Genomic DNA, 25871 nt, shown 5'->3' on the forward strand with positions numbered 1-25871 from the left:
CTTATTACCGCTCTCGCTTCTTGCGTTGGCGGTAATACTTAAGTCCAGGGATAAAGAAAGCCAACCCGCTTACGACGGCAAAAATTGCGTGAGCGTAAGCGGGATAAAGGGCCATGAAGATCGACGAAGCGAATAAGCTCGCCGCTTGTACGTAGAACGCTCCGCTGAGTATCCCCGCCTTGATTGCGAAGACCATTCCTGTGATCACACCCAACATGGGGCTAAGTGCCAGGGTGGGCAAATCAAGCCACCATTCGAGCGGAAATAGAGCCGCGATGGCAAACATGCTTGCTCCCCATACGTGGGCAATCTGCCGCTCGACGAAAGTGACCGGTCCCATGCGCCGGCGCAGCGCCCAGAATACTGCGGCCCAGGCTCCTAAGCCTAATGTCCATAACGCTGTGTATGCGTATCGATTCGTCACTCCAGAAAATTGAAGCCACTCGGTCATCGTGCAAGCGATCAAGAGGGCTAACGAATGCCATATCCAAAGCAGGCCCCAGTTTTCCAAGACCGGTGCATGATGCGTCTCGCGCAGAATGCGAGCGAGAATCTGAGTGAACTGTCCAGACCGAGCGCTGATCGGTTCATCACGCAAAAACGCTTCCAGATCATCGGCTAGATCATCCGCGGATTTGTAGCGCAGATCGGGTGGCTTTTGCAAGCAGCGGACGACGATCATCTCCAAGTCGCGGTCGAGTCGTGGCTCAAGCAAGCGTGGGGCGGGCGGATCTTGCTCGACAATCTTCATCGCAAGTTCGATGGGCGAGTTAGCGACCAGCGGGGGGCGTCCGGTCAATGCGTGGTACAGAACCGACCCGATGCTATAGACGTCGGAGGCGGGACCGATCTCGCGTTCCTGCGCCGTGGCCTGCTCAGGGGACATGTAGGTGGGGGTGCCCAGGATTGCGCCGGTTTTGGTCAGTGCATCTTGCTCGCTATCGATCAGTTTTGCCAAACCAAAGTCGGTTAGTTTGGGTGTGCCATGTTCGTCTAGTAAAATGTTGCTTGGCTTGATATCCCGATGGATGATGCCCTGTCGATGCGCGTAGGCGATAGCTCGGCAAATTGGCGCGATGATTTGGACAGCACGGCGCTGGGGAATCGGGCTTTGGCTGATGCGATGCATCAGCGTCTGTCCGCGCACCAGTTCCATGGAAAAGAATGGGCGGCCTTGCAACTCGCCGACTTCGTAGACCGGTACGATGTGCGGATGATTTAGTCGAGCGGTTGATTCTGCTTCGACAAAGAATCGCTTCATTTCGTCGCTGGAGCCCGAGCGGCCGGTTTGGATCATTTTGATGGCGACTTCGCGACCTAGCTTAAGTTGAAACGCGCGATATACCACCCCCATACCACCGCGACCGATTTCTTCCAACAGTTCAAAGTCGCCTAAAATCGTCGGCAACACAATTTCCCTGTGCCCTTCGATGGGGGCAGAGCCCTGGCTGGAGCTTGCTCCGCCGATGGCATCGGTCACTAGGATAGTTCCCCAAAGCTCTTTCAGATCAGCGGCGAATGCGGGATAAGTATCGCAGGCTTCAATCAACGAGATGTTCTCTCCTCGTTGAATTTTATCCGTCAGCTCCGAAATGCATTTTGCGAGCGCTTCGTCATGCTCGTCAAACTCCTCATCGAGCTCTCCATCCAAATACGATTTCGTAGGCACATCATAGCTCATTAAAGGCAAGGAGGGCCGGTTCGGAAACTCCGCCGTATCGGCCAGCGGGTTTTCCGCGGGGGGGACCGATGACTCGGATGAAACCATATCAGAATTGCGATCGCGGCTGTGCGATGTCATGGAGGCTACTTTGTGCGTTGCGAAGGCAACGGAAGCAAATCTTGGAAGGGGTTATTCTTTGGTTTGGTCTGGTGGTAACAATTCGCTGTTTTGTTGATTGAGCAATTCTCTTAGTCGGCGAAGCGCGCGAAGGTACCTCATGCTCGTAGCCGGCTCAGTCAAACCGAGGCTTTGAGCGACCTCAAGATTACTCAATTGCTCGTAATGACGCATCAAAATAATCTCTCGGTCTTGATCTCGCAGTTGATGGATCGCGCTTTCGAGTTGTGAAGCGATCTCACGTTGGGTTGCGGCTGCGGCGGGAGTCAATTCGTGATCGCATAATTGACCGGCCAGTTCCACGGAGGATTGGTCCAGTTTCGCTGGGGCCGTTAAGCTCATTTCGCGTTCGACACTGCGTTTGGCCGAAACAGCGTGTCGGCGATGGGCGTCGATAATGCGGTCTTTCGCAATCTGGCGAATCCAAAGATGGAAAGCCATTGGCGGGTTGGCCAGGAAGGTTTGCAGGCGTCGACTGGCTTCGATCATTACATCTTGCAGCACATCACTGACGTCGACCCGGCGCATAACGCGCTGGTCCAAACGCATTTCGATCATCCGGCGCAGAGCTTTACGATGCCGTTCCAGCAGCAAATCGACAGCACGATTGTCGCCTTCCTTTGCGTTGGCGAGCAGTTCATCGGTTTTGTCATGGTTGGGCCAAAGCGGTTCTGGCATGCGTTTTATTCACCTACTGCGGGACTAGCCACTGGTTGTTTCGGGTCTGGCGACAAAAGATCGCTAAGGAGTTTTCCAAGCATCAGCCCGCGGGCCTCCAGATGAATCACTTTACCTTCTTTATCTAATAGGATAGGCGTTGGGATAGCGCTGATGCCATACTTTTGGACAATTTTAGGCGACCATTCATCACCTGCCTCCCACAAAACGGTAAAGGGGACTTCGTTATCCTTTACAAAAGTGGCTAACGCTTCTCGTTCAGTGTCAAAACTAATTGATACGATTTCAAATCCTGCGTCCCGGTTTTTTAGATAAACTTCCTTCAAGTACGGGTATTCCGTGGGGGTGACGCGGTCCCAAGTCGCCCAGAAGTACAGCAGCACATACTTGCCCCGGAACTGGGTCAGATCAAATGCTTGGCCTTCCAGAGTTGTAGCCGCCAGTTCAATGGTTTTGCCGAAAGATTCTAGCCGCTGAGCGTTCCCTTTGAGCATTTGGACCCAAGTTGAATAGTCACCACCGGTTTTTGATTCGAGGATCACCACCAGTTCTTCGTAAGCTTTTTTGGCGATACTGCGATCATCCAGTTGTTCAAGGTTTTGGCCAGCCAGCAAGGCCATTGTTAGATCACTATTGGTGGGAGCGGTCTTCGTCTTTAGATAGTCGGTAAAGCGTTTCATCGTTGCCTGCTGAGCATCTTTTCCGTCATTACCCATCAAGAGAACGGAGCTATTCATAAAATGGCTCTCGAGTTCCGAGGCTAGCTCAGTTGATCGATCCGGCAGATTCTTTAGCGCCACCTCAGAAGCGATTTTGATGGCCGACTGCATTTCTAGATATTGATCGCGAGTGGCAGGCTGACGCTTTGCAATACCGGAGATGAACTCTAAAAGTTCCGCTGGCCGCGTCGTCGGGGGTTGCTGAATCGCTTCCCATTCTGGCAAGGGGGTGGGCGTGGGGGCCGGCGGCGTTTGGGCCAAACCGGATGTCGTATCGGCCACACCTGTCCCGATCGTTTCTTGCGCGCAGATGTTCACGGGCTGAGTGAATAAGGCCACAAGACTGAGCGTCATCGCACATGCTTGCGTCAAGCACGTGTGGTTGGTACCTAGACAATCAAGAGTCCATCGTGTAATCATTTGGCCCTCATAGTAGCTAGCTTGAGCACGGAGACGTTGCACTGGGAAATAGCCCTAGGAATACTAGCCTGAGTGTGCAATACTTTAAGGTTTCCCTGTGGTTACATACCACTACCTACCTGTTTTACTCTCATTATTCAACATTGGCGAGAAGCCTCAAAGGATAAGACAACGGATGTACAAGAATTTAAACCCAGCGGTGTTGGGTATTTCTGGTCGGCAAAGCGAATTGATTGAATTGGCGATGACTTATGGTTTTAAGGGGCTGGACATTGACTTAAAGGACTTGGTCAAGCGCAGCAAACGAAGTGACTTTGATCATGCCGCACGTTATCTGAAGAGTGCAAAGCTGGGCGTCAGTGGTTACGAAGTGCCTGTCGATCTTGATTCTGATGAAGAGTCATTTCAGAAAGCAATTGGCGAACTTCCTGACACAATTGAAACGGCCTCTAAGGTAAACGCGACCAATGGCTACCTGCGGTTGCCCGCAGGCACAGATCGGCTGCCTTATCATGAATACTTTGAGGTGCTGCGAAAACGCGTCACGCAAGTTGGTGATGCTATGGGCGAAAAGGGCATGAAGTTGGGATTGCACTTTACGGCGGCCAAGGAGTTCCGGGCCGACAAGCAGTTCAAGTTTGTGGCTGATACGGAAGGATTTTTGGCATTCTTCAATGCGATAAATCACCCGGCCGTCGGAGCAGTCATCGACACATGGTCATGGACTTTGGGCGGAGGCACGTTGGCTCAGTTGCAATCGATTCCGGCTGACAAAGTTGTTGCTTTGCGTTTGGCGGATGCGGCTCCGGAAACCGATCCAGAAAACGCCAGCACCAAGCATCGCCTAATGCCCGGTGAAGACCGCTTAGTGAAGAACACCGAGATCGTCGGGTACTTGGCGGCACAAGGCTATGACGGCCCGGTGGCTGCCGCTGGTCATCAGTCAACGCTGAGTGGCATGACACGAGATGCGATTGTGTCTCATGCGCAAGATTGCCTGGATAAAGTTCTCGCGGCCGCTGGAGTGCCAACCGAGACGCGTAAGCCAGAGATGTTCGTCGATCTCTATCAGCCAGCCTATGCGAACGCTGAATAGCAGCCAATTCGCGATAAGCACGCAGTAAAAAACTCTGTTAGCCATGCACGAAAAATCTTGCATGGCTTTTTTCTGCGCTCATTCGGTCGTGCCTACTTCTTAAGCAACTTTGCGATGCAATGCAAACATCGCGTGCATGGCGATGCTGGTTGCAAACTTCCGAATTAAATTTTTATTCCTTAAACCCTTGTCTCGCTGGGGTTTGTGCACAATTGGTGGCATGGTGATGCGGGATTGGCATGCAGACTGCATAAGGAGATTTTAACGAACAACGAACTACCCAGCGTTGCGACCGTGTAGCACCGATGCGATTCAAACCGCATTGGTGCTACCGGCCCACGTGGTGGCCCAGGGCGATAATCTGAAACACCTCGAAGCCAAGAGCTTCTGCCCAGAAGCTCGAAGGTGCCCCAATGACCTGTGACAAGTGTCCGCCTCACTTATCCAGGTCGGGGTGTCTTCGAGCTTTTTTTATTTTACAAGTTCAATTCCAGCTTGCTTTTCAAGATAGCTTGGGTGGAAATGGAACGCCCGCGATGGTTGCTTGTGGATTTAGGTCGGTTGGCTCGGTAGTCGATTTTCGCTGGCCAAACTAAACTATCGACACTCTGACGTCTCGAAGCCTTGCCACAAGAATAAACGTGTATGAAGTTACTGATCGCAATCATCCAACCCAGTCGGCTGGAAGCGGTGAAAGAAGCCTTGACCGAGATTGAAGTCTCACGATTGACAGTGCTGGACTGCCAGGGTTTTGGGCGTCAGAAAGGGCAGCATGTTGGCTATCAAGGCCCTTCGTTTGCCTCCAATTTGCTACGCAAAGTAGAACTGCAAATTGCGGTCAACGAGGACTTTGTTGAACCGACGATTGCCGCGATCGTGAAAGCGGCCAAAAGTGGCCAAGATGGAAGCGTCGGGGACGGCAAGATCTTTGTCTTGCCGCTGGATGAGTGCGTACGAATCCGGACTGGTGAACGCGGTTCCGAAGCGATCTAGATCGCAACCTAGATCGTGAATGATTGGCAGAGGAACGTTAGGCGTTTTGGCGATTCTGCCGGAACTGGTTTTCGGCGGGAGCTTTGTTAAGTTTCGGCTTGGCGACTGTCAAACGGTGCGATTGCGGTCCCAACAAATCGTCCAGTCGTCGACGTAATTCGTCGTTGATGGAGACTCGATATTGTTTGGTCTTCATATGCACTGTTTCGCCGCGATCCAATCGGATGGCTAGGGTCACATCGCGGTTGCCAGGATACCCCCGCAAGATTTCACGCAGCTTACTGGGCAGTGCTTCGTCCGCTGAGTGTTTTTCCTGGACGAAGATTTGGATGCCGGAAGTGAAATGCGATTCGGCTTCGTCGATCGGAATCATTTCATCGATGATCAAGTTCAACTCGTCTTCACCGCGTTTGTCAACTTTAGCACGTACGATAACGACGGCATCATGCTGCACCAATTCGCCGGTCTTTTCGAACTGGTCGGGCCACATGATACAACGCACGTTTCCATCGAAGTCTTCGAGATCGAAGTTAGCGTATTTGCTGGGTTGGTTGGGTTTCGGGTTGCGCGTGTGAGCTATTTTAATTGATGAAATCATTCCCCCGACCATCACCTCTTCGCGCCGTTTCTTTTGTTTGAGTTCGGATGTCGAGGTGGTGCCGATACGTTCTAGGGTCGGCTTGTAGGCTGATAAAGGATGCGCTGATAGATAGAAGCCTAGGACTTCTTTCTCGCCAGCGAGCAGATCTTTTTCGTCAATCTCGGGCATGTCTGGGTAGGAGGCCGCGATGGCTGCCGATTCATCTTCAACGACTTCGTCAAACATGGCGAACAGGTTGGATTGACCGCTGCGACGATCTTTTGCTTTGGCCATACCCGCTTGAATTGCCTTTTCCATCGTGGCGAGCAACTGCGAACGCTTGAGGCCAAAGCAATCCATGCTGCCGCTCTTGATCAAGGATTCAATGGCGGATCGATTGCAGGACGAAGCATCGACGCGTTCGCAGAAGTTGTACAAATCTACGAATTGCCCGTCCTTTTGTCTTGCAGCGACAATGGCCGCGGCCGCCGAAGCGCCACAGCCTTTGATCGCAGACATGCCGAAGTAGATCGCTCCCTCTTTGACGCTAAAGTGGACGTTCGAATGGTTTACGCTGGGGTGGCGCACTTCAACACCCATCCGCGAACAATCTTCCAGGTGTTCGACCAGCGAGTCCTTGCGTTTAAAGTTTCGTCCATCGATATCCCCTGTCAGCAGTGCGGCCATGAACTCGACGGGGTAATGTGTTTTCAGGTAAGCCGTTTGGTAAGCGATCAAGGCATAGGCTGTCGAGTGGCTTTTGTTAAAGCCATAGCCAGCGAATTTAAGAATCATATTCCATAGTTCGCGCGTTTCGTTGGCGGTGAGTCCTTTTGCGGTGGACCCCTCCATGAACTTCGCTTCATTGGCCGAGATCAGCGCTTCTTTCTTTTTGCTGATCGCCTTAATACAGGTGTACGCTTTGGCCAGCTCGATTCCACCCAAGCGGTTTAAGATACGCATGACTTGTTCCTGGTAGACCATCACGCCGTTGGTCTCTGCCAGAATCTCTTCGAGAATCGGATGGATGTATTCCGCTTTTTTGCGTTTGTGTTTTACCGCTACATAGTCATCGACCATCCCCCCCTCCAGCGGGCCTGGGCGGTAGAGCGCATTGGTAGCGATGATGTCGTGAAAGCTGTCGGGCTTCATGCGTTGGAGCAAGTCGCGGATCCCGCCGCTTTCCAACTGGAAGACCCCTTTGGTTTCGCCACGTTGTAGCAATGCGAAGGTGGCGGAATCTTCCAGCGGGAACTTCAGTGGATCGATCCGTTCCCCACGCGTTTCTTCGATCAGATCGACGGCTTTGGAGAGGATTGTAAGGTTGCGCAGCCCCAAGAAGTCCATTTTCAGCAAGCCGGCGTCTTCAACGTCGCCCATCGACCACTGCGTGATCACGTCGTCTGCCCCGGTTCCACGGCCCAGTGGCACATACTCAGTCAATGGTTTGTCGGCGATGACAACAGCCGCGGCGTGCGTTCCGATATTGCGAGCCATGCCCTCGATCTTTTTGGCATAATCCAGCAACTCGCGGATGTCGTTGTCTTTTTCATACAGCGCTTTGAGGTCCGAGTTCTGCTCGATAGCGGTCGCGACCGTAATCTTCAAATCATCGGGAACCATTTCCGTAATCTCGGCGACTCGGCTCAGCGGCATCCCCAACGCTCGGCCCACATCTTTGATGGCGCCTTTGGCTTTCAAGGTACCAAAAGTTCCGATTTGGGCGACATTTTCTGCGCCGTACTTGTCGCGGACATACTTGATGATTTCGATGCGGCGTTCCTGGCAAAAGTCGATATCGATATCGGGAGCTTCCAGGCGGCTTTCATCCAAAAATCGTTCGAACAGCAAATCGTATTTGATCGGACACACGTGCGACATATATAGCGCGTAGCAAACGATGGCCCCTACCCCGCTACCTCTGGCGGTGGCTGGCACATTGATCTCCCGCGAGTAGCGAACAAAGTCCCATACGATCAAGAAGTAGTTTGAGAATCCAAGTTTAGCGATCACGTTTAGTTCGCGATCCAAGCGATCTTGGACTACCTGGGACAACTCGCCATCGATCAGCATATCAGGCTGGTCGGCATAACGTTCTTTTAAACCCAACACGCATAGTTCACGCAAATAATCATCGGCAGTACGCTGAGGCGGTAGTTTGTAGGATGGGAAGTTGCGGACTCCCAAGTCCAATTCGATATTCACCGAGTTGGCGATTTCTTGAGATCTTGCAACGGCATCTTCCAAGCCGGGAAATGATTCGTACATCTGTTCCGGGCTACGCAAGAAGAACTGGTCGCCTTCCATTTGCATGCGATTACGGTCGGTTCGGAACTTACCCGTGCTGATGCACAGTAGCACGTCTTGTACGTCGGAATCTTCTTGATCGACATAGTGCGCGTCACTGGTGGCAACCACTGGCAAGCCCATGTGGTTGGCGACGGCGACAGCACCTTCCAGTTGTTGCCTTTGGATCTCGAGGCCATTGTTCATGACTTCGACGTAGAAGCGGTCTTTGAAGACGCGTTCAAACCAATGAGCGACTTGTTTCGCATCCTTGATAATGGTTTCAACATCGCCGCCTTTCAAAATCGTGCGCGAGAATTCGCTCGATACGCATCCGCTCAAGCAGATGATACCTTCGCTGTGAGCTTCAAGGATCTCTTTGTCGATCCGCGGCTTGAAGTAGAATCCTTCTAGTGAGGCCATGGATGCCAGTTTGACTAGGTTACGAAAACCGGTTTTGTTTTGCGCCAGCAGCGTTAGATGGTAGGCCGCCTCTTTGCTGGACGACGCATCGCGTTCGAATCGTGAGCCCGGAGCCACGTAGGCTTCATAGCCCAGGATGGGGTTGATGCCGCCATCTTTCGCTTTGCGGTAAAACTCCAACGCGCCGTGCAAATTTCCGTGGTCGGTTAGGGCCAGGGCGTTCATGCCGTGTGATTTGGCTCGACTGACCAAGCGGTTGATGGAACTGGCTCCATCCAACAAACTATAATGGCTGTGACAATGAAGATGGACGAACGGGCGCTGCGACATCGAATCGATCCTTGACCGTAAGCAGAGAAAAATGAGAAAGCGGACTCTAGTAACGTGCCTTTTGAATTGCACCGCTAGCCGAGATGGTATTTTGGCAGCTAAACTAGATGCGATCAATCCGAAACAGTCGGCGGTTGGTTCGGACGTTGCAATTTGACAGAATTGAATCTTGAAAGAAAGCCTCTTGACATGTCCTTGCTAATCAAAAATGGGAATATCGTTACCGCCACCGACAGCTATACGGCGGATATTTTTTGCGAATCAGAAACTATTACGCGAATTGGTTCGCAATTACAGGCACCGCCCGATTCGACGGTGATTGATGCGACAGGAAAATACGTTTTTCCAGGTTTCATTGACCCACACGTTCACATTTATCTGCCGTTTATGGGCACCTTTGCCAAGGACAACTACGAGAGTGGCTCTCGAGCGGCTTTGGTGGGGGGAACTACCACGTTGATTGAGATGTGTTGCCCGAACCGCACAGAGAACGCGTTGGAAGCGTTTGAGCTGTGGAAGAGCAAGGCGGAAGGGATTTCAGCCTGTGATTATACCTTTCACATGGGAATCTCACGTTTTGATCAAGAGACCCAGCAGCAACTGCGAGAGATTGTCCGACGGGGTGTGGCCAGCTTTAAAGTCTTTCTCGCATATAAAGGCTTCTTTGGCGTGGATGACGACGAACTTTACCAGACGCTGAAGTTGGCCAAAGAATTGGGAGTCATCGTCACAGCCCATTGTGAAAATGAAACTTTGGTATCACGCAAGCAACAAGAGTTACTGGCAGAAGGCAAGACGGGGCCGCAATGGCATGAGCCGTCGCGGCCGACCGTAGTGGAAGCTTCCGGTGTCGAGCACTTGTTGAGATTTGCGGAGATGACGGGCGCAAGTGTCTATGTGGTGCATACCAGTTGTCGTGAAGCGGTGAATGCTGCGATGGCTGGCCGCAAGCGCGGATTGAAGGTTTGGGTGGAAACCGTCGCGCCCTATTTGGTCTTCGATGATACTTACGCTCAAAAGCCTGATTTCGAGGGTGCAAAGTATGTCATGTCACCTCCCATCCGAGCAAAGGAGCATCAAGAATTTCTTTGGAAAGCGATTGCTCGCGGTGATGTCGATACGGTTGGCACCGACCACGCGCCTTTTGATTTTCACGGTCAGAAGGAAATGGGTCGCGACAACTTCACGTTGATCCCTAACGGTATACCCAGTGTGGAACATCGGATTGACGTGCTCTACAGTTACGGGGTGTGCAAAGGCCATATCGACTTGAATCGATTGGTAGAATGTGGCAGTACAAAGGCGGCGAAACTATTCGGGCTATTTCCTCGCAAAGGTACCATTGCTGTCGGCAGCGATGCAGACCTGGTCGTGTATGATCCAAGTTATCGCGGCCAGCTTTCGGCCAAGACGCATCACATGGCCACGGATTACAGTGCCTTTGAGGGGTGGCCAGTGGAAGGACGGGCCGATGTGGTAACAGTGCGTGGGAAGGTTCAAGTGCAAGGCGGTAAGTTTGTTGGCAGCCTAGGTCATGGAGAGTTTCTTGCGAGACAACCTTGCCATTGAGTTAGGAACTGCCATTGAGTTAGAAATTGGCGAACCAATGAGCGATATGCTGCGTTCAATTGGATGGATGCAAAACAGATGGAAGAACGCTCATGAGTAAAGACTTCACCGAATTCCAGACCGCTGGCGAGCAGATGCAGGCCGAGGAAATGAGCCGCGTGCCGACGGTTCCGCCCGCTCAAATCCCAGGCTATCGCATCGACCATTTGCTGGGTCGCGGCGCGTTCGGTCAAGTGTGGGTGGGCGTCGATCGGAACACGGGACGCAACGTGGCGATCAAGTTCTATCTGCACCATTCCAAAATGGATTGGAAAGTGCTCTCGCGAGAAGTTCGGCATTTGGTCAGCATGGCCGCAGATCGAAATATCGTGCAGGTATTAGCGGTCGGTTGGGATCATGAGCCTCCCTACTATGTAATGGAGTATCTTGAGAACGGTTCGCTGGATGATTTGATTCGACGCGGGGGGCATTTAAGTGTCCCGCATGCGCTGCACATGTTTTCGCAAATCCTGACCGCTCTGAAGCATTCGCATGGACGCGGTATTTTGCACTGCGATTTGAAACCAGCGAATATTTTGCTGGATCCGCAATTGCAACCACGAATCGCGGACTTTGGACAAAGCAGGATGTCAGACGAACAGACTCCCAGCTTGGGAACGTTGTTCTATATGGCTCCCGAGCAAGCGGACTTGACCGCGATGCCTGATTCCAAATGGGATGTGTATGCGCTGGGGGCCATTCTTTATTGCATGTTGACGGGCGAACCGCCTTATTTTTCCTCGGACCGCATCACCACTTTGCGGACCGCAAAAGATCTACCTGAACGTTTGGAAAAGTATCGGACGATGTTGCAGCGTTCCTCCTTGCCCAAGCGGCATTTGAAAGTGCGCGGTGTCGATAAGGCGTTGGCAGCAATCATTGATCGCATGTTGTCGCCTCAACCGCAGGATCGGTATGAGAACGTTCAGCAAGTAATCGACGCTTTAGCCCATCGCGATGCGCAACGTCTAAGAAAGCCACTGACGTTGTTGGGCATCGTGGGGCCGGTGTTGTTGCTAGCCGTGATGTCGTTGTTCTTTTGGCGTGGGATATCTACCGCCAAGCAGCAAAGCACCTTGCGACTACAACAAGTTGCCAGCCAGTCCAATGCGTTTGCCGCTAGGCTAGCGGCCAGGACGATGGAACGCGACATCGCAACGCTTTACCAGTTGATCGAGGATGAAGCGAATCGGCCAGCGCTGCACAAGCAATTGATCGCAACCGTTGATGCGCTGCCCCAGGTTGCTTGGGATGAAATGGTTGCTCCAGAGCCTCCGACTCAGTGGTATCAAAAACTAATTGATAATCCTGAGCGACACAAATTGAAAGATTATTTGATCAGCGTGTTCGCGAGATTCAATGCCGTGGACAGCAAGGCGAATGATGCCGCCCAACTCGATTCGATGTTCGTGCTAGATAGTCGAGGGACCATGATCGCAACGGCGTTTGCCGAGCAAGTCGAAACGACCCGTGTCGGCTGGAATTTCGCTTATCGCAGTTATTTTCATGGCGGCGCGAAGGATGGCGGAGCCAGTTCGGATTTGCAAAAGTACGCCGTCTTTCCGGTAACTCATTTGAGCCCACCATTTAAATCCACGACAACGGGCAATTGGAAAATCGCTGTTGCAACACCTGTCGTCACTACTCGCAATGCAGGTGATGCTGATGATGCAGCCGAACCGTCTACTCCATCACGAGAGCCGCTGGGCGTTTTGGTCGTGACCATCAATCTTGGCGATTTTCGGTTGTTAGCCAACGATGCAGAAGCAAGCGATGCGCCCAAAACGGTAGAAGGTGCGACTGCCGATCGATTCGCGGTCTTGGTGGATGGTCGGATAGGTGAACATGAAGGTGACCTTGTTCAGCATCCGTTGCTGGAGGTGTTGGCCAACCAGTCAGAGGAGGAGGGCCGGATTGAAAGTGACCGAGCGATCAATGCGTCATTGAGAATCGATCCGATACAATTGTCGGCACTTCGGCGCGGAGGCCTTCTGAATTACCGTGATCCAGCGTCAGCGCATCCAGCCGGGGATCGTTTCTCAGGCGATTGGATTGCCACGTTGGAGACGATTCGGTTGCCCTATCGGGGCGACAAAGCGGTCGATGCGAGCCGAGGTGATGGCATTGGACGAGAGTTACTGGTCCTGGTTCAGGAGCCTGCTCGTAAGACCGCTGAACCCGTGCAAGAGTTAGTCAACGCGATGACACGTGAATTCGGGATCGCCATTTTCGTTGTTTTAGCGGTGATTGGATTGCTTTGGTACTTCGGACTGCGAATGTATCCAGTTGCACAAAACCGCAGGGCCCACCCCCTGCCGCCAGCGTAATGTCGCCTTGGCCAAACGGCAGTTGCTTCTGCAATGCTGATAGGCAAAGCACCGGATTCAATGAAACGGACTACGAAACGAAGCCGGAGCATGTTATAATTGCGAAGGCGATTCAAACCGATTCCAACCGATGGGATAGATTTTCCATGGTGCTTTGATCGCTTCCCTGCCCCCCTATCCTGCCCTCCCCTATGGGTTGAAGTTGCTGCAGCGACCCACCCACCTCACTCTGACGTAACGTGCAAATGTTCAATCTTGCTAAGCATTGCGATCTTCCACTATCTCTTGCTGCCGTTTGGCTGGGATTGTTGCTCACTGGTTTGTCCCCCTTGCAAGCGGAAGAACTGACGCCTGAGGAAGCCATTGCTAGAACCGATTTCTTCGAAAGTAAGATTCGACCGCTGTTGATCCAGCACTGCTACGAGTGCCATTCCGTTGAGCATGGAAGCGCCGAAGGCAAACTATTGCTCGATAGCAAGCCTGCAATGACACGCGGCGGAACACGCGGAAACGTGATCGATCTCAAGGATGGCGGAGATAAATCTGTTTTATGGACGGCAATCGCTTATACCGACGCGGACTTGCAAATGCCCCCCAGCGGCAAACTGTCCGCCGATGAACTGCAGTTGATTCAGCAGTGGCTGAGCGATGGTGCTTACGATCCTCGAACCCAAGAGTTGGGCCAACTGGAAGGTTCGCCAGCCTTTGATCCATCTGGACATTGGGCATACCAGCGGCCTCATTCGAAAACCATTGTGCGAGCCAGCGATGATCAGTGGTCTCGAGATCCCATTGATGAACTGGTCTACCAGCGTTTGCGCGAGAAGCAACTTGTTCCAAACAGTGATGCCGCTGACGACGTGTTGGTCCGTCGGCTTTATTATGATTTAACCGGGCTGCCCCCTTCCTATGAAACGATTGAAAACTTTATGCAATCGCCGGCCGCCGATCGATATGAAACTTTGGTAGATCAGCTTTTGGCAAGCCCAGCTTTCGGCGAGCGGATGGCGCGGCGTTGGATGGATGTCGTCCGATATGCAGATACCAAAGGGTACGTTTTTCAAGAAGAACAACGTTACAAGTCCGCCTATCTCTATCGTGATTGGTTAATTCGAGCTTTCAATGAAGATATGCCGTTTGACCAATTCGTGAAGTATCAGCTTGCAGCCGATGTTCTGGACCCCAACAACGAACAAGGCCATCAAGCCGCGATGGGGATGATTACTCTTGGTCGACGCTTTCTCAATGACAAGAATGATATCGCGGACGATCGTATCGACGTGGTAACTCGTGGGACTATGGCGCTGTCGGTGATGTGTGCGCGGTGCCATGATCACAAATATGATCCGATTGAGATGGCTGATTATTACTCGCTGCATTCCGCGTTCGTAAATTCGGATGAACCCAACGCCGATCATGCTCCGTTAGCGTTGGTCGACAAAGCGGAAATTAAGCCGGCGTTTATTTTTCAGCGCGGTAATCCTCGTCAACGAGGCGAGCAAGTGGATAAGAAGTTCGTCAAGTTTATCTCGTTGAGCAAAGAGTATCCGCTCGCCAGAGGTAGCGGGCGAATCGATTTAGCCGAGGCGATTGTAGATCCCACCAACCCGTTGACTTCGCGTACGATTGTCAATCGTGTTTGGGGCTGGATTACCAACGCTCCGATTGTCGCGACGCCCAGCGATTTTGGCATGCGATGCCCGCCGCCGCTGCAGCAAGATGTTCTAGATCATCTGGCGTGCAATTTTGTGCACGATGGTTGGTCAATCAAAAAACTCGTACGACGAATTGTCCTGAGCAGCACTTACCGCATGTCAAGCCAGTGGAATACCGAGCTTGCAGAGGTTGATCCCACCAACGAGTATTGGTGGCGTTCCAATCGCCGCCGAGTGGATTTCGAGTCGTTACGCGACGCGATGTTGGTCGCGACGTCCTATCAGGATTTTCAAGTTGGTGGGGATAGCGTACGAGTGCTGAAGTCGCCTTTTCCGGGCAGGCGAACTATTTACGCTTACATTGACCGGTTAGATCTGCCAGGCGTATTTCGAGCATTTGATTTTGCTAATCCGGATACGCACGTTCCGATTCGATCGCAAACGACCGTTCCTCAGCAGGGACTTTTCTTGCTGAACAGTGAATTCATGTTCCAACTAGCCGATCAATTTGCGCAACGGCTTGCAAGCAATGGAACGTTGCCGGATCACGAGATAGTCCAGCAAGTTTTTCAAGCGGTATTAGGCCGGCGTGCTACTGCTTCTGAATCGGATTTAGCCAATCGCTTCTTGAAGTATGCCGAGGAGGCTACGCCCGATCACGTGTCTTCCAATTGGCGTTATGGGGTTGGAGTTTGGGATGCAGAGACACGGGGGCTCACGTCATTTACCGACTTACCTTACTTTGGTGAAGAACGCTGGAAAGGGGGAGCGACATTACCTGATGAGAAACTCGGATGGTGTTCGTTGTCAAAAAACGGCGGTCATCCTGGAACCAGCAAGACACATGCCGCTGTCCGGCGTTGGATCGCTCCAAAAACAGGGACGGTTGTCATCCGTGGGAAGTTGAAGCATCCTATTGACCAAGGGGATGGTGTAGAGCTCTTTGTCGCGAGGCAAGCTGTCGCAATCAGCGACACCATGAAAGTGTTTAACGCGGAGTCGCCAATTGAATTGAATGAGGTGGCCGTGCAAGCTGGCGATTCAATCGACTTTGTTGTCGACAGTGGCGAGACGATTAGCCATGACAGTTTTGAGATGACTGTGAGGATAAGGTATCAAGGTGAAGACGGCGAACGCTTCCAATCGGAGCGTGAGTTCGCTGGTCCGCCGCCAAAGCCTGCCGGTAAATTGCAACAGTTGATCCATGCTTTGCTTGCGTCCAACGAATTCGCATTTGTCGATTAGGCTTTGTTACGAACGAAGAACTTCAACCAGGAACTTGAGATGCAAAAATCGCCTTACGAAACGTTGTGCTCATGCCTTCAAATGCCAACCACGCGCCGTCAGGCACTGGGGCGGATTGGGATGGGACTGGGGGCCGTGGCCGCACAGTATCTGGCTGCCGGTGGCACTGCCAGCGCGGCGGATACCATGATGATCAATCCGCTTGCGCCACGCGAACCCCAGTTTCCTGCGAAAGCAAAACATGTCGTGCATATCTTTGCTAACGGTGGCCCTTCGCAAGTCGATACCTTTGATCCTAAACCAGCCTTAGAAAAATATTCGGGACAGGTGATGCCTGGAGAAACCCCGCGGACCGAACGACCGACGGGTACACTCCTGCAGTCACCTTTCAAATTTAAGCCTCGTGGTCAAAGTGGAATCGAGATCAGCGAACTCTTTGGAAATTTGGCGGCGCATGCCGATGACCTCTGTGTGATCCGTTCTATGTACGCCGATGTGCCAAATCATGAGCCCTCTTTGATGCTCATGAATACCGGAGAGAGTCGGCAGGTTCGCCCTAGCGTAGGCTCATGGGTAACCTACGGTCTAGGCACAGATAACCAGAATCTGCCAGCGTTCGTTGCGATGTGTCCCAATGGCTTTCCAATTCAAGAATCGCAGAACTGGCAATCGGGTTTTCTGCCGGGAATTTATCAAGGAACCTATGTCGATACCCGGCATGAACAGATCGAGAAATTGATCGAGGACTCCAAGAACCATCACTTAACATCCGCCGCCCAACGCAAGCAACTGGATTTTATACAACAGTTGAACAGTTTGCATCGTGAGCAACGTCCTGAGGATCCGTTGATTGACGCGAGGATTCGTTCGATGGAACTTGCCTACCGGATGCAAGAAGAAGCGGCAGAGGCGTTTGACATAACACGCGAACCGCAGAACATTCGAGAACTATATGGCAATGGATTGCAGGGGCGGCAACTGCTGATCGCTCGACGACTGATTGAACGCGGAGTTCGATTTGTGCAAGTGTGGCATGGACAAGGGCAACCTTGGGACAATCATGACCACTTGGAACAAGAGCATCGTAAGCTGGCTGGTGAATCCGATCAGCCCTTGGCTGCATTTTTAACCGACTTGAAGCGCCTGGGGCTTTTCGACGAGACGTTGGTCATTTGGGGGGGCGAGTTTGGGCGTACACCGACAGTCGAAATGCCCAAGGAAGGCAGCAATCAAGGAACGATGACTGGACGTGACCACAATCATTACGGTTTCTCGATGTGGTTAGCCGGAGCGGGAGTCAAAGGAGGTCAAGCATACGGAGCAACCGATGAGTTTGGTTTCAAAGCGGTCGAGAACCGCATGCATGTGCATGACTTACACGCCACGATGCTGCACTTGCTGGGCTTTGACCATGAAAAACTGACTTACCGTTGGGCCGGCCGTGACTTCCGGCTGACCGATGTCCACGGCCGTGTTATCAAAGATCTATTGGCCTGAGGACGCCTTTTAAGACACCGAGGCGGCGAGCCTTAGTGGGATCGCGCTGTGTGGTGGTTCATCAGTTGTTTCGCTTCTACGATGGCGCGTTGCAAATCTTTGTCTTCCGCTTGTTGGCGTTGTTGGCGATTGACGCGACGCATGGCAGAACGTTCTGCGGGGTCTTCAGCCATAATTGGTTTGGCTACGAAAACCTCTTTCGCGTTGGAATCGATCTCAAATTTGATATGAGGTTCGATGCCGCGCGAGCTGATCGCGTAACCGCTCGGAGCGTAGAACTTGGAGACAGTCAAGCGAATTCCGCCGGGGCCGGAATCATTATGGAAGACGCCTTGGACGGTACCTTTTCCGTAGGATGTGCGTCCTACGATTACTCCGCGATTGTTATCACGTATGCCACCTGCAAAAATCTCGCTTGCACTAGCGCTGTCTTCGTCGATCATGACCATCAGCGGCAAGCGGTTCGTGTTGGGATAGTGAGCCACATAGTTGTGGTTTTCAGCACCATTGCGTCCTCGAGTGGAGACAATGTTGCCTTGTTCTACGAATCGATCTACCAAATCGACGGCTGCTTCCAGGAGACCGCCTGGGTTGCGTCGCACGTCGATAATCAAAGAACGCATCCCTTGCTGGGTAAGATCGTTCACGGCAGCATCTACTTCGCGAGGTGTCGTCATTTGGAAATTGGAAATGCGAATGTATCCGATTCCTGCTTGCGCATCGACCATTCGAATATCGTTAACACTGGGAACTTCGACGCGGCGGCGAACCACATCAAAAGTTTGCTTGCTGCCGTCGGGGCGTTCAACACCAACGACCACCGTGCTCATCTCTTCTCCTCGCAAAAGGTCTGCGGCACGTTTTGCGCCCAGGGTCGAAACCAATTGACGATCGATGCTTACGATACGATCACCCCGACGCAGTCCACTGTGATAGGCTGGTCCGTTGGCGAAGACTTCTTCGATTTCAAGATCCTGTTGTTCTGCCCAAAGCTCAACACCGATACCGATCAAATTGCCGCGAATCTGCGACATCATTTCGTCATACTCACCTGCGGTTAGGTAAGTGGAGTAGGGGTCCAACATTCCAACAGCCCCAGCGATATATTCATAGATGATCGCATTGGGTGCGACACCGATTTGATCGCGTGCTTGTGTAGCAACTTGCATCACGAGCTGCTGTGCTTCGCGGATACTGTTGATTTCGCGGCCTAGGACCATGCGGTGGACATTCGCACGGAAGTTTTCTACGCGCTCGGCCGGTACTCGGCTCACATTTTGTTGTAGAAAGTCTCGTTCGGTCAGGGCAACTTCGACGTAAGCCGTGCCATTGCGAAGAAGGTCTGAGAACTTGACCTTGTCAACGTAGTACATCTCCAGCTTGGTCAAGATCTCGGCGAACAGACCGAGTGCCGCTTGAGGGTTGGTGTTGTCAACGGTCGCGATGAAAGTCTGGTCGGTATACCTGCGCCAAACGTCATAGTGAATGCGAACGATCTGAAGTCGACGCGTAATGTCGGACCGTTCAGGGAGCTTGCGATGCAGTTTTTCGTAATGCGCAATCGCTTCTTGCCAGCGTTGCTGGATTTCAAGCTGGCGACCCACTGCGATTGGATCGTCTTGATCAGCAAGTGCGCGCGCTTCTTGGGCGCGGACCAGATTGATCGGACTGATGATTGCAGGTTGCAGTACCCATGCAAGTGCAACCATGCACGCAAGCAGCTTCCTCGGCATATTGTCGTTCCACGTTAGCAGGAGGGGATTTGCTCTCACGACCACAGATTTGGAGCGATGGTCATTGAGAGTTCCATTGGTTTGAAGTTGAACTGCGGGGAGCCACCCTTTGGATGCAGTCAATATTCTCACCGCTTGGAATATAGGTCACGAAAAAACGTCGGTCAAAAAACTCTTGAGCAAGTATGCCGTTCTTTACTCAGGTATCTAACGCTCAGTCGCTACAGCCGTTGTGGGTGGTTGAAGTCCCTGCTAGGTGTTGCATTTGGTGGCTATCAAAATAGCCACAATGCATACAGCGTGAGTATCCGTCATAGTTGGCATATTCAAGACATTGCGAATTGCACGTCGAGAGAAACGTGCATGCGCTTCGTGCGCTCACCCAAGATTGGATCGGTTTAAGGGGTTACTCAAAAGCGACCCGGGTGCTGCTTCCTGGGGAACTATACGCATCTGGTCAGGGAAAGGCAAATCGTGAATGGCAGCCAATTGAATAATTCAGCTTGTTTGTGGAGCACGCCAGGTATCTTGGCGCAGAGGATTTCGGTAAGATTTAGTTTCGGCAGCGAATCTGGCCCATTTTGCTGGGTTGAATTCCAGTTAGCTTTGGTTTTTCTTAACTAAAAAATGGCGGTGGAAAATGACGACGCGACACGATTGGTTCACTCGGCGGCGAATTCTGGGCAGCATGGTTGGGGCTGGAGCGCTGGCGTGTTTGTCGCAGCGTGTTTCTGCGGAAGAATTCCTGGAAACTGTGGCCTTGACGGAGGGGCCGTTTTATCCAGACAAGTTGCCGTTGGATACTGACAACGATCTGCTGATCATCAATGACAAATTGACCTCAGCGGTGGGAGAGATCACTCACTTAACTGGACAAGTTTTGGACAAATCCGGATCGCCGGTTCGCAATGCTTTGGTAGAGATCTGGCAGTGCGATAACAACGGCGCTTATCTGCATTCCGGTACCACCAACGCAGATAAACGTGACTCCAACTTTCAAGGCTACGGAAGATTTCTGACCGACGCCAAAGGTCAATACTACTTCCGCACTATCAAGCCCGTCCCCTACCCTGGCCGTACACCGCACATTCATTTTGCAGTAAGCACCAGCGGGAATCGCGTACTGACCACTCAGATGTTGATTAAGGGGCATCCACAAAATGCGAGTGACGGCGTGTTGCGCGCAATCAAAGATCCCAAAGCGCTGGAGACCGTGATGGCTTCGTTCCAACCTATGGAAGAATCTAAGATTGGCGAGCTGGCTGCGAATTTCAATCTAGTGCTTGGCCGCACCGCATTTGAAGACGAGGCCGGTAAACTGCGCTCGCAAGGCTCATAATCCAATGCGGTTTGTTAGCCAACGCTGGTTATTAGCCAACGTCGCCAAACTCAATCATGCCGCCGTGTTTGGCGTGCACCTGCTGTTTGAGCCTAGCGAAATCTGGATTGTCTAGTTCCGGGTCGACTTCAATGATTTGTTGCGCGACCTGACGGGCTTGGACCAGAATCTGGGCATCTCGTACCAAGTCCGCAATTCGAAAAGGCGGCAGGCCTGTTTGTTGGGTGCCTAGAAGATTTCCTGGGCCACGCATTCTCAAGTCCATTTCAGCAAGTTCGAAACCATCGGAAGTGGCCGCAAACGCTTTGAGCTTTTCATGGTTTTCGACTTCCGTGTTCGCTTTAGCAAACACGCTCACATAGCCTTGATGGCTGCTGCGGCCAACTCGACCTCGCAATTGATGGAGTTGAGCAAGCCCCAACCGGTCGGCGTCTAAAATTGCCATGACGGTGGCGTTCGGCACGTCGATTCCCACCTCTACTACCGTGGTTGCAACCAACACGTCAATCTCGCCGCGATCAAACTTGCTCAACGTATCGTACTTGGTTTGAGGGTCGATTCGCCCGTGCAGCAACCCGACCCGCAAGCCCTTGAGTTCATTTTGCGATAGCTGACGGTAAACGCCTTCCGCACCGAGCACTTCGCCATTTTCATCGCCGTCGACGCGAGGTGTGATCACGTAAGCCTGACGCCCCTCGGCCACCTTGTTGCGAACAAAGTTCCACCAACTGGTCATTTCATCGCTGCGAGCCAAATAGGTGTGGACGACAGCGCGGCCTTGCGGCTTTTGTCGAATCGTCGAGACGTCCAAGTCTCCAAAGGCGGTCATCGCTAGCGTACGCGGAATCGGGGTCGCAGATAATACCAAATAATGCGGTTGCACTTGATTGCCGCGCAAACTAGCTCGCTGTGCGACTCCAAATTTATGCTGTTCGTCGATGACAGCCAGGCCCAGCTTGTGGAACGTGACATTTTCGCTAAGCAATGCTTGAGTTCCAATGACGATGTCGACGGTGCCAATTGCGATTTGAGTTTGCAAGTCATTTTTCTCGCTGGCGGTCATACTGCCAACCAACAATGCGATATCGCAGTTGGCTCCATGAAGCGATTGTGATAAACGTTCGTAGTGTTGGCGGGCAAGTATTTCTGTCGGTGCCATAAACGTTGCTTGATAACCATTGGCGATCGCAAGCAGCATCGCGTAAACAGCAACTGCGGTTTTTCCGCTACCGACGTCACCTTGCAAGAGGCGATTCATCGGAGCGGTCAATTGCATGTCGTGGCAGACTTCATCAATCGCCAGTTGTTGGTCGGCGGTAAGTGTTACCGCCAATCGATTTAGAATGCGGTGGTGGATAGCGGCCGAATTCTTGATCGATGGTGCCGCGTGCATGGTGGATAGCTTCTTTCGCCGGAGCGAGAGAGCAAGTTGGTAGACCAGCAGTTCTTGAAAAATAAAACGGTACCGCGCGGCTTCAGCCGACTCTAGGCTCTCGGGTTGATGGATCGTCATCAAAGCTTGTTGAATCGGCAGCAAGTTACAGCGTTCAAGCAAGTGCGCTGGCATCGATTCTTGAATGGTTGCCAGATACTGCTTCAAAGCGGCCTTCACGGCATCGGCCACATGACGCTGCTTCAAGCCCTCGGTAAGTCGATAAACGGGTCGAGGCTTGCCAGGTTCGAAATCATCTCCTTCATCGAGGATCTGAATTTCCGGATGCCGCATTTCGTACGAAATCCCTGTTGATTTAATCATGCCAGTGGCTTGGACTCGCTGACCGCGGGAGATATTCTCCAAGCGGAAAGGCTGATTGAACCAGATCAGCCGAACGAACCCTGCATTGTCCAGTTTCAGGAGCACTCCCACGGTCGATCTGCCTTCTTGGGATACGCGCATATCCATGGAATCCACCACGCCGACGACGCTGCAGCGAGTGTCGGAAACGAGCTGATGGTAGGCTTGCAGTTGTGCTGGCTCTAGATATTCTCGCGGGAAGAAGAACAGCAAGTCCAGCGGTTTGCGGATTCCCAACCGGCGGAAAAGTTCGACCCGCGCCTGGCCAATTTGTGGGAATTGCTCAAGGGCAATGAGGTTTGAAGATTGTTGTTCGGATTTGGTCACTTCAAATCTACCCTCGTAATTTTCCTATCTTGCCTAAGACGCATTGAGTGAACGAAACTGAATTCTCCTGGCTCGCTCGCCGATCCCAGCGATAAGCAGAGTTCACTCCGGGCATTGACCGGACCCGCAATCGGTTATTGCTGCAATCGCTCATTGGCGATCTTTCAGCGGACTTTCTATTCTAACGGTGCCCTTATGCAGTGGAATCGGAAAACGTACTTCACCGTCGGTGTGGTCATTTTTCTTTTGGGACTTCAGTTCCGCTTAGTAGACTCCTTTGTGCTCAACGAGTCCAGTACGCGAGCGTTGCATAAGATGGCCAAGAACAGCCCGATGGTTTCGACCGATCCGCTGGCGGATGCGTACATGCAAGTTGCTCCCAATCCTCGCAAGACGATCAAACCGCCCGAATGGTTGGGCTGGGTGTTCTTGACGGTTGGTGGCGTCATGAGCTTGCATGCACTCATGCTTCCCAAAGACTCGTGACCTACGCTGCTGACACCGCCAGCGAGGTTCAGCCAACCGGTAGCAATCAACTTATCTTCTAGGGAATCGGACAGATGAATCTGCGAGTCGCAAAAGTTTTAGCGCAAAACAGCAAGCGGTCGGGATTGTGGTTTGGAATTGCCGTTCTCGGTTTGGCATGCATGGTCAATGTTTCGCCAGGCGGAACAGATGAACCGGCTTCTAACACCAATTCGACCAAGGCGAAAACTGCTGCCGCTTCTTTGCTGCAACGGGAGGGTACCAAAGTAATCCAGAGCGTTGGGTACTTCCGCCAAGCTTCCGGGCGCATTACCTTCACTCCCAAGGATAATGCCAAAACGGGCTTAGTTTGCCTTGAGAATTTGATGCTGCAGAGAGTCGCTGACGTGCTTACGGACCAAACTGAGTTTGGAGAGTGGGTTGTCAACGGAGAATTGACTGAGTACCGCGGCGCGAATTTTTTGATTCTCAGGACCGCTCAGCGCGTTGAATAACCGTTCTCGCAGGCATACGCGGTGTCCCATAAAGAAACGCCCGGGGAATCTTCCATTCCTCGGGCGTTTCGTTTGTAATCATCCGGTTTCTACCAAGTAGAGCGCACTTGATGCAATCTGTGGCTTCAACTGAGGTGCGGAGGTAGATCTACCGAGCAATCTCGCTGCTAGGGTTGTCATTGTTATTGTGCTGGACAAACAACTGATGCCGATCATTCCCGCCATTCAACGCTGCATAGACGTTGCTGACATAGGCCAAGTCCGCTTGGCTCAAACGACGCAATGGAACAGTGGTGGTCTTGCCGTTGTCTTTCAGCAATCGCACTTCGTTTGCGAAGATGGTGACCAGTCGGCCGGTCGTTGTAAAGTTACCGGTGTTGTCGATCCAAACGCGAACTTCTGCTCCATGGAACTTGCTGTCGGAGTCGTCGTTCATCGTAGACTTAAATAAGTCATTCAGGTCCAATTCAAGCTGTTGATCGGTGCTTGGGGCGACGTAGGGCGTCGAGCTATCGAGAACGTCGCTAGCCGATTCATCTGCTGTAGAAATCGGTGTTCCAAATAAGTCATTAAAACCGCTGGCCGAAGATGCGGTGGCGTCTTCGGTGGTCGACGGAGCTGCCGACGAGTTGAATAGGTCGTCCAAGCTAGTGTCGGTCGCTGGGGCATCGAACAACGAGTCTGGAGCAGCGTTCTCAGTGGCTGGCGGAGCATCGAACAAATCGGTCGCTGGCGTATCAAACAGATCATTGGCTGGAGCTGCTGCTTCACCATTGCCAAACAGACTTTCAATGGAGTCGCTAGCAGGCGCTGCAGGCTCGCTGCCAAAAAGGTCGTCGGCTGCAGGTGCCGGCGCAGCGTCGGGAGCTGCATTGCCGAACAAGTCGTCGACGCTGTCCTGAGCCGGAGCCGCAGGTGTGTCAAACAGAGAGTCCGCTGGGGCCTCAGGGCTGGCTGGCGTATCGAATAGCGAATCGGCTGGCTGGGGGCTTGGCTCGCTGGGGGTTCCAAACAGATCGTCAACGGCTGGTTCGCTTGCGGATTCAGGAGCAGATCCGAATGGATCGCTGTCGGCCGGAACTGCAGGTTCCGCCGCAGGCGCTGGATCGGTTCCAAACAAATCATCGGCAGCGTCCGCAGGCTCGGTCGCTGGTGCTTCCGGTGCTGGGTCACTAAATGGGCTAGCGTCTGTCGGTGTGGCTGGCTCGCTCTCAATGACAGTCGGCGGTACCGGTGCAGGTTCAGGTTCTACGGCTGGTTCAGGCTCTACGGCTGGTTCAGGCTCGACGGCTGGTTCAGGTTCAACTGCTGGTTCAGGTTCGACTGCAGGTTCAGGTTCGACTGCTGGTTCCGGTTCGACTGCTGGTTCTTCAGCTTGCGGGGCCGCATCACTGGGGGATGAGTTGATGGCAGGTGCCACAGGTGCAACTGGTGACTCTACGATTGGCGAAGGAGAGACGATGGGAGCGCTGCTGTCTGTACATTCAGAGCAGACTTCTAGGGCGGAAGCTTCGCTGACGTCCTCAGTGATACAGCAGTCGCTTGTGCTGTATTGTTCCACAGGGCAGCTTGGTACAACGCAACAATCCATTGGCACAACTTCGCAGCAAGCATTCGATGCTTTTGGCAGGGAGCGGCACTTGAATAACCGACCGGCCCAGGCTGGACTTACGATCAAAGTTGCTGAGAGCGTGATGGCGAGTGAGAAACGAATCCAATACTGGAAGGGCTTTGACATGAAAAGTCTCCGGACTGTTGCAAACTTAAAAAGTGAAACCAGGTGTGCGGTGGGTGATAATTTGAGTGTACACTCGCCTTGCAGGGCGAGGATTTCTAGCAATTCGACATCGTACTTGGGGCGTTTGTGTAAGCAAGTAAATGCCGAGCTTTGGGCGGGAGCTTTCTTTAAACTTTTCAACGGTGCTAGACTGCATTAATTCGGCCTAATTGGAGCAGCGGCCGAATGATTTTGGTATCCATAGCTGATAAATTCTAACATC

At 52.5% G+C, this 25871-nt stretch carries 16 protein-coding genes; 9 read left to right on the plus strand and 7 right to left on the minus strand.

Annotation, left to right across the window (positions count from 1 at the left end):
- Nucleotides 1-4 precede the first annotated feature (4 nt).
- From SH302x_RS08390 to SH302x_RS08400, 3 genes are read right to left on the minus strand one after another with little or no spacing between them, the layout of a single operon-like run.
- A complete protein-coding gene (locus SH302x_RS08390; protein ID WP_479368281.1) occupies nt 5-1801 on the minus strand; it encodes a serine/threonine-protein kinase in 1797 nt (598 codons plus the stop codon).
- Nucleotides 1802-1852: 51 nt separating this feature from the next.
- The gene (locus SH302x_RS08395; protein WP_479368282.1) at nt 1853-2518 is read right to left on the minus strand and encodes a sigma-70 family RNA polymerase sigma factor; all 666 of its coding nucleotides are present in this window, start codon (nt 2516-2518) and stop codon (nt 1853-1855) included.
- 5 nt (nt 2519-2523) lie between these two features.
- Nucleotides 2524-3591: a peroxiredoxin family protein gene (locus tag SH302x_RS08400; RefSeq protein ID WP_479368283.1), complete on the minus strand. Its 1068-nt coding sequence runs from the start codon at nt 3589-3591 to the stop codon at nt 2524-2526.
- Nucleotides 3592-3832: 241 nt separating this feature from the next.
- On the opposite strand from SH302x_RS08400, the gene SH302x_RS08405 reads away from it, so the two are divergent.
- Nucleotides 3833-4753, plus strand: coding sequence for a sugar phosphate isomerase/epimerase family protein (locus SH302x_RS08405; protein WP_479368284.1), 921 nt, complete (start codon nt 3833-3835; stop codon nt 4751-4753).
- A 645-nt stretch (nt 4754-5398) separates the two neighbouring features.
- The gene (locus tag SH302x_RS08410; protein ID WP_479368285.1) at nt 5399-5746 is read left to right on the plus strand and encodes a P-II family nitrogen regulator; all 348 of its coding nucleotides are present in this window, start codon (nt 5399-5401) and stop codon (nt 5744-5746) included.
- Between the two features lie 37 nt (nt 5747-5783).
- On the opposite strand, the gene dnaE is transcribed toward SH302x_RS08410, so the two are convergent.
- Nucleotides 5784-9365, minus strand: coding sequence for a DNA polymerase III subunit alpha (gene dnaE, locus SH302x_RS08415; protein WP_479368286.1), 3582 nt, complete (start codon nt 9363-9365; stop codon nt 5784-5786).
- A gap of 189 nt (nt 9366-9554) precedes the next feature.
- Here dnaE and hydA point away from each other — a divergent pair, with 189 nt between their 5' ends.
- From hydA to SH302x_RS08435, 4 genes are all read left to right on the plus strand, one after another.
- Entirely contained in the window at nt 9555-10934 is a 1380-nt protein-coding gene (gene hydA / locus SH302x_RS08420; RefSeq protein ID WP_479368287.1) for a dihydropyrimidinase, read from the plus strand.
- Between the two features lie 92 nt (nt 10935-11026).
- A complete protein-coding gene (locus SH302x_RS08425; protein ID WP_479368288.1) occupies nt 11027-13300 on the plus strand; it encodes a protein kinase domain-containing protein in 2274 nt (757 codons plus the stop codon).
- 245 nt (nt 13301-13545) lie between these two features.
- The gene (locus tag SH302x_RS08430; RefSeq protein WP_479368289.1) at nt 13546-16200 is read left to right on the plus strand and encodes a PSD1 and planctomycete cytochrome C domain-containing protein; all 2655 of its coding nucleotides are present in this window, start codon (nt 13546-13548) and stop codon (nt 16198-16200) included.
- A 39-nt stretch (nt 16201-16239) separates the two neighbouring features.
- Nucleotides 16240-17697, plus strand: a complete 1458-nt coding sequence (locus SH302x_RS08435; protein ID WP_479368290.1) for a DUF1501 domain-containing protein — start codon at nt 16240-16242, stop codon at nt 17695-17697.
- Between the two features lie 32 nt (nt 17698-17729).
- On the opposite strand, the gene SH302x_RS08440 is transcribed toward SH302x_RS08435, so the two are convergent.
- On the minus strand, nt 17730-19406 hold the full coding sequence (locus SH302x_RS08440; protein WP_479368291.1) for a S41 family peptidase: 1677 nt from the start codon (nt 19404-19406) through the stop codon (nt 17730-17732).
- A gap of 664 nt (nt 19407-20070) precedes the next feature.
- Here SH302x_RS08440 and SH302x_RS08445 point away from each other — a divergent pair.
- Nucleotides 20071-20769, plus strand: coding sequence for a dioxygenase family protein (locus SH302x_RS08445; protein ID WP_479368292.1), 699 nt, complete (start codon nt 20071-20073; stop codon nt 20767-20769).
- Nucleotides 20770-20800: 31 nt separating this feature from the next.
- On the opposite strand, the gene recG is transcribed toward SH302x_RS08445, so the two are convergent.
- Complete coding sequence (gene recG / locus SH302x_RS08450; protein WP_479368293.1) at nt 20801-22891, minus strand: ATP-dependent DNA helicase RecG; 2091 nt, start codon at nt 22889-22891, stop codon at nt 20801-20803.
- Nucleotides 22892-23086: 195 nt separating this feature from the next.
- On the opposite strand from recG, the gene SH302x_RS08455 reads away from it, so the two are divergent.
- Together SH302x_RS08455 and SH302x_RS08460 are read left to right on the plus strand one after the other, a co-directional pair.
- Nucleotides 23087-23377: a hypothetical protein gene (locus SH302x_RS08455; protein ID WP_479368294.1), complete on the plus strand. Its 291-nt coding sequence runs from the start codon at nt 23087-23089 to the stop codon at nt 23375-23377.
- Nucleotides 23378-23451: 74 nt separating this feature from the next.
- Nucleotides 23452-23871, plus strand: a complete 420-nt coding sequence (locus tag SH302x_RS08460) for a hypothetical protein (RefSeq protein WP_479368295.1) — start codon at nt 23452-23454, stop codon at nt 23869-23871.
- Between the two features lie 148 nt (nt 23872-24019).
- Here the strand turns inward: SH302x_RS08460 and SH302x_RS08465 are convergent, their stop codons facing one another.
- On the minus strand, nt 24020-25609 hold the full coding sequence (locus SH302x_RS08465; protein ID WP_479368296.1) for a nucleoporin: 1590 nt from the start codon (nt 25607-25609) through the stop codon (nt 24020-24022).
- Nucleotides 25610-25871: the final 262 nt, after the last annotated feature.

It is taken from the genome of Njordella calcicola, from assembly GCF_056494125.1.